Here is a 5618-nt window from a genome sequence, read left to right as displayed (position 1 = left end):
GGCGAGGATCAGGTCTCGGCAGACTTCGCCTAGGTCGAGGCCGGCGACGCTGATGGCGCGCGGGAAGAGGCTCGTCTCCGTCATGCCGGGGGCCACGTTGACTTCGAGGAAGTGGACCTCGCCGTCGGGGGAGACGATGAGGTCGGTGCGGGAGAGGTCGCGGAGGCCGAGGGCGCGGTGGGCGGTGACGGCGGCGGCGGTGGCGCGGGCGGTGGCGTCCGCGTCCAGGCGGGCCGGGGTGATGAATTCGGTGTCGCCGGCGTCGTAGCGGGCGGTGTAGTCGTACAGGCCGCCGGGGGCGACGATCTCGACCGCGGGCAGGGCGGTCGGGGTGCCGTCGCGCTCGACGACGCTGACGGATATCTCGGTGCCAGCGACATAGCGCTCGACCAGGGCGGCGTCGCCGTAGGCGAAGCAGCCGACCATGGCGGCGGAGAGGTCCGCGGCCTCGTGGACGACGGACGCGCCGAGTGCCGAGCCGCCTCGGGTGGGCTTGACGAACAGCGGGAGGCCGAGGCTGCGGATGATGTGGTCGAGGACGGACGACGCGCCGAGGTCGTGGAAGACCTCTTTGGGGAGGGCGACGGAGTCCGGTGTGCGGAGACCCGCCTGGCGGACGACGGACTTGGCGGTCGGCTTGTCCCACGCGACCCGGCAGGCGTCCGGGCGGGCGCCGACGTAGCGGACGTCCAGGAGTTCGAGGACGTCGCGGATCGAGCCGTCCTCTCCCGCCGCGCCGTGCAGGACGGGGAACACGGCGTCCGGGGGATCGTCGGAGAGGGAGTCCAGGAGCGTCGCGTCCGCGTCGCGGAGTTCGACGGGGATGTCGAGGGCGCGCAGCGCCTCCGTGACGCGCCGGCCGGAGCGGAGCGAGACCTCCCGCTCGTAAGAGAGCCCGCCGGCCAGGACGACGACATGCCCGAGTTCCACTGCTGCCCCTCCAGATGGTGCCGTGACGGCGGAACGCACCGGCTCCCCCGCTGGACGAGCGCCGGATGATGCCGTCCGACGCGATCATGCCCTAGGCCCGGTGACGAAGCCTCGGCGACCCGGTGCGTTTCACGTGAAACATTCAGACGACGTGCGGCCCCGGAGTCTGAACGCCGGTGGAACCGCCCGTGGCCGTCCTGCCGAAGGTGTCGCGGAGGCGGATCTCCTGTTCCACCACCGCGGCGAGGCGCCGGACGCCCTCGCGGATCCGGTGCGGCTCGGGGAAGCAGTAGGAGAGGCGCATGTGCCGGTGGCCGGTTCCGTCGGCGTAGAAGCCGGTGCCGGGGACGTAGGCGACGCGTTCGGCGATGGCGCGGGGTGCCATGGCCTTGGCGTCGAGGCCCTCGGGGAGCGTGAGCCAGACGAAGAAGCCGCCTGCGGGACGAGTCCAGGTGCAGCCGTGCGGCATGAGCTGTTCGAGGGATTCGAGCATGGCGTCGCGGCGTGCCCGGTAGAGCTCGCGGAAGTCCTTGATCTGCTCCCGCCACGGCTGGGTGGCGAGGTACTCGCGGACGGCGAGCTGCGAGAAGTTCGACGGGCACAGGATCGCGGACTCGGCGGCCAGGACGAGCTTGGCCCGCACCGCATGCGGCGCGAGCACCCAGCCGACCCGGAGGCCGGACGCGATCGTCTTGGAGAACGAGCCGAGGTAGATGACCCGCTGGGCGTCGTCGGCGCGGAGGGCTCGCATGGGCTCGTCCTCGAAACCGAGGAGCCCGTACGGGTTGTCCTCGATGACCAGGACGTCGTACTCGGCACAGATTTCGAGGATCTGCGCGCGGCGGGCGGTGGTGAGCGTGACTCCCGCGGGGTTCTGGAACGTCGGGACGGTGTAGAGGAACTTGACCCGGCGCCCCTGCGCCCGGAGGTTCGCGAGGGTCTCGCGGAGCGCGGCGGGGATGAGCCCCGCCTCGTCGAGCGGCACGTGGACGACGTCGGCCTGGTAGGCGGCGAACGTGCCGAGCGCGCCGACATAGGACGGGGCCTCGGCGAGGACGACGTCGCCCGGGTCCACGAAGATCTTGGTGATGAGGTCGAGCGCCTGCTGGGCGCCGACCGTGACGACGACGTCGTCCGCGGACGCCTGGACGCCCTCCAGCGCCATCACGTCGCAGATGTGCTCGCGGAGTTGTTCGTCGCCCTGCGCGGAGCCGTACTGCAGCACCTCGGCGCCCTTGCCCGCGACCAGGTCGCCGATCATCCGGCCCACGGCGTCGAGGGGAAGCGCGGAGACGTACGGCGCGCCGCCAGCGAGCGAGACCACCTCGGGACGGGCGACCATCGCGAACAGAGCCCGGATCTCCGAGGGCACCATGCCGGCGGCACGGGCGGCGTAGCGATCGGTGTAGGCATCCGTACGCGAGTGCTGTTCCACGAGGCACCTCCGAGGTGGACTGGCTTGCCTGCAAACTACGGCATCTGGCGGGGTCGCTCCCTGCGAACCCCTGGGCGAGGCGTCCGGACCGGCCGTTCCGCCTCGCCCATGAGGGCGTGGCGTCCGGCGGGGCCGCTGTGCGGCTCGCATGTGAGGACGGATGTGGGCTTGTGAGTGGTGATCCGATCGGACTGGTCGTGCCGCTCCGCTGGGGCATGTGCCGGTCGGGTGGGCTGTGCTAGGTCGGCCGCGCGGGTGGCCGTGCGGGTGAAGGCATGCCTGTCGACCGCTCCGAGGCCGCACCGGCTGTGGGGGTGCGCGCCAGCCTCGCCCGAGTGAGTGGCCATTGGACTGCTCCTGTCCGCCCTTGCCCGAGAAGGTCCGCCACCCGATCGGCGCTTCGCTGTACCGGCCGTGGACGCATGGCGTCCGGGTCGGCGTGCTGCCCGGATGGTCGTGCGACCTCCGTGCCGTCCGAGCGTCCCCGTCTCACCCACGGATGGGCGGTGCTCGGGTCGGCTAGACGGCGGTTGGTACGAAGGTGTGCCGAGCCGGGTGATGGTCCCCTGTCCGATACGATGCCCGAGGATCCCGGAATGTTGCCGGGAACTTCAGCGGAGCGGCGTTCCGCCCCGGAACCGACGGCCCGGCCAGAGGTTTCAGGTCGGCGGGGCGAGGATCGCAACAGGGGGTGCCGCCCAGTGTCGCGTCGTCTCGTCAACATCACGCTGGACAATCTGAACGACCTGCCGCACCGCTGCCGCGGCTGCGTCTTCTGGGAACTGGACCCGGTGAGCCGGGACCGGGCGCTGGAGAGCGGCGATTCGGGCCTGGAGAAGGAGGCCTGGATCTCCTCGACGCTGCTGGAGTGGGGCAGTTGCGGCAAGATCGTGTACGTTGACAACGTTCCCGCGGGCTTCGTGATGTACGCGCCGCCGCTGTACGTGCCGCGCTCGGTGGCGTTCCCGACGAGCCCGGTCAGCGCGGACGCGGTGCTGCTGATGACCGCGCACATCCTGCCGGAGTTCGCGGGCGGCGGGCTCGGGCGGATGCTCGTCCAGGGCGTCGCGAAGGACCTCACCCGGCGGACGGTGAAGGCGATCGAGGCGTTCGGCGACCTGAAGGGCGAGGAGGGCGGGTGCATGGTGCCCGCCGACTATCTGCTGTCGGTGGGGTTCAAGACCGTCCGGCCGCATCACCGGTATCCGCGGCTGCGGCTGGAGTTGAAGTCGGCCCTGTCGTGGCGTGAGGACGTCGAGGTGGCGCTGGAGCGGCTCCTGGGGTCCATGACACCGGAGGGGGCGCTACGCCCCGTCTGAGGCGTTCTGAGCCGGTTTATTCGTGTGGCCCGCACTCCTTGCCGGGAGTGCGGGCCACACGATTTCGCGCTCGCCGCGGGAGACGACGAGGTTGACGAGGTTCCAGAAGCAGTGCGCCGTCAGATGAACTCGGCCAGGTCGCGCAGGAGGGCGGCCTTCGGCTTGGCTCCCATGATCTGCTTGACGACCTCACCGCCCTTGTAGACGTTCATCGTAGGGATCTGCAGGATGCCGTACTTCTGCGGCACCTTCGGGTTCTCGTCGATGTTGAGCTTGACGATCTCGATCTTGTCGCTGTGCTCCTTGAGGATCTCTTCGAGGATCGGCGCCACCATCCGGCACGGGCCGCACCACTCCGCCCAGAAGTCGACGAGGACGGGCTTGTCGTTCTCCAGAACCTCGGCGGCGAAGTCGGCGTCGGTCACGGCTTTCATGGTTCTCCTTCTCCTAACGTGCGGGCGGCGGGAGACCCCGCCCGATACTGCCGGACGATCACGCCCGGCCAGCGAATTCATCGACCGCCCGGCCTGTCGGCCCATCAGCCTCCGTCCAGACCCTTGCTCCGACCCAATTCGGCGGCGGCTCTCGTCACGCGCGCTCCCCCGATCGAGCCCCTGCCGGTCGGCGCGACCTGCCGGTCTGCGGGGTGCGCACCCCGGGCTCGTCCGCTCCACCTGGAGCGGTCCCGGTCCCGGCCTTGCTCCAGGCTCCGGGCATTGTGCTTGCGGTGCATTCGGTTTGTGGATGGTCCGCCCGCTCGCCGTCCGTCCACTGGCTGCGGGTAGCGTGCCCACCCGGTGCATGAAGCAGCACCGCAGCCAGCAGATAACGACCTCGACATGGTGGCGACTGGTGGGACGTGGCGTGGACGGGGGGCGCGGGTCAGGCTTGCGGCACGGTTTCCGCGGCATCCCGATCCTGCAGCCACCGCTCGGCGTCGATCGCGGCCGAGCAGCCGGTCCCCGCAGCGGTGATGGCCTGACGGTAGATGTGGTCGACCACGTCACCGCAGGCGAACACGCCGGGAACCTTCGTCCTGGTGGACGGTGCGTCGACGAGCAGGTAGCCGTCGGTGTCGGTCTCAAGCTGGCCTGCGAACAGCTCGCTGCGCGGGTCGTGCCCGATCGCGATGAACAGCCCGGTGATCTCCAGCGAGGACTGCTCGCCGCTCTTGGTGTTGCGGACGGTGACGCTCGTGACCCGGTCGTCGCCGTGGATCGCGGTGACCTCGCTGTCCCACAGGAACTTGATCTTCTCGTTGGCGAACGCCCGGTCCTGCATGATCTTGGACGCGCGCAGCTGGTCGCGGCGGTGGATCACGGTGACGGAGCGGGCGAACTTGGTCAGGAAGATCGCTTCCTCCATGGCGGTGTCGCCGCCGCCGACGACCGCGATGTCCTGCTCGCGGAAGAAGAAGCCGTCGCAGGTCGCGCACCAGGACACGCCGCGTCCGGAGAGGCGCTTCTCGTCCGGCAGGCCCAGCTCGCGGTAGCCGGACCCGGTCGCCACGATCACGGTCTTGGCGAGGTAGGTATCGTCACCGACCTTGACGATCTTCGGGTCGGCGGTGAGGTCGACCTCGGTGACGTCGTCGGTGACCAGCTCGGCGCCGAAGCGTTCGGCCTGCTTGCGCAGGTTGTCCATCAGGTCGGGGCCCATGATGCCGTCCGGGAACCCGGGGAAGTTCTCCACGTCGGTGGTGTTCATCAGCGCACCGCCGGCCGTCACCGAACCCTCGAACACCAGCGGCTTGAGGTCGCCGCGGGCGGCATAGATGGCGGCCGTATAGCCCGCGGGGCCCGAGCCGATGATGATGACGTTACGGACGTCGCTCACTGTTCTGCCTCTCCTCATTGGCCGTCGTGCCGCGCGACCTGGCCTGGCAATCGCCTCAACCGATCCTAGGCCCCGAGGATTCCCGGCACACCGCAGCC

5 protein-coding genes are annotated in these 5618 nt (G+C 70.0%); 1 reads left to right on the top strand and 4 read right to left on the bottom strand.

Annotated features, from left to right (window positions below; translation table 11 throughout):
• Together E1264_RS39405 and E1264_RS39400 are read right to left on the bottom strand one after the other, a co-directional pair.
• Window positions 1–930 (bottom strand): D-alanine--D-alanine ligase (locus E1264_RS39405; protein WP_132182155.1); only part of this gene is annotated, 930 nt, incomplete at its 3' end.
• Between the two features lie 142 nt (window positions 931–1072).
• The gene (locus tag E1264_RS39400) at window positions 1073–2365 is read right to left on the bottom strand and encodes a PLP-dependent aminotransferase family protein (protein WP_243711452.1); all 1293 of its coding nucleotides are present in this window, start codon (window positions 2363–2365) and stop codon (window positions 1073–1075) included.
• Window positions 2366–3066: 701 nt separating this feature from the next.
• On the opposite strand from E1264_RS39400, the gene E1264_RS39395 reads away from it, so the two are divergent.
• On the top strand, window positions 3067–3684 hold the full coding sequence (locus E1264_RS39395) for a GNAT family N-acetyltransferase (RefSeq protein ID WP_131968986.1): 618 nt from the start codon (window positions 3067–3069) through the stop codon (window positions 3682–3684).
• A gap of 119 nt (window positions 3685–3803) precedes the next feature.
• Here E1264_RS39395 and trxA read toward each other — a convergent pair whose 3' ends face one another.
• Together trxA and trxB are read right to left on the bottom strand one after the other, a co-directional pair.
• A complete protein-coding gene (gene trxA, locus E1264_RS39390) occupies window positions 3804–4118 on the bottom strand; it encodes a thioredoxin (RefSeq protein WP_132182153.1) in 315 nt (104 codons plus the stop codon).
• Window positions 4119–4566: 448 nt separating this feature from the next.
• Window positions 4567–5520 carry a thioredoxin-disulfide reductase gene (trxB, locus tag E1264_RS39385; protein ID WP_132182151.1) on the bottom strand — a complete coding sequence of 318 codons (954 nt, stop codon included), beginning with the start codon at window positions 5518–5520 and terminating at the stop codon, window positions 4567–4569.
• Window positions 5521–5618 lie beyond the last annotated feature (98 nt).

It is taken from the genome of Actinomadura sp. KC216 (assembly GCF_004348535.1).
Classification (GTDB): domain Bacteria; phylum Actinomycetota; class Actinomycetes; order Streptosporangiales; family Streptosporangiaceae; genus Spirillospora.
Note: the sequence above shows the minus strand (reverse complement) of the source record. Positions and strands in the feature narration are given on the sequence as shown.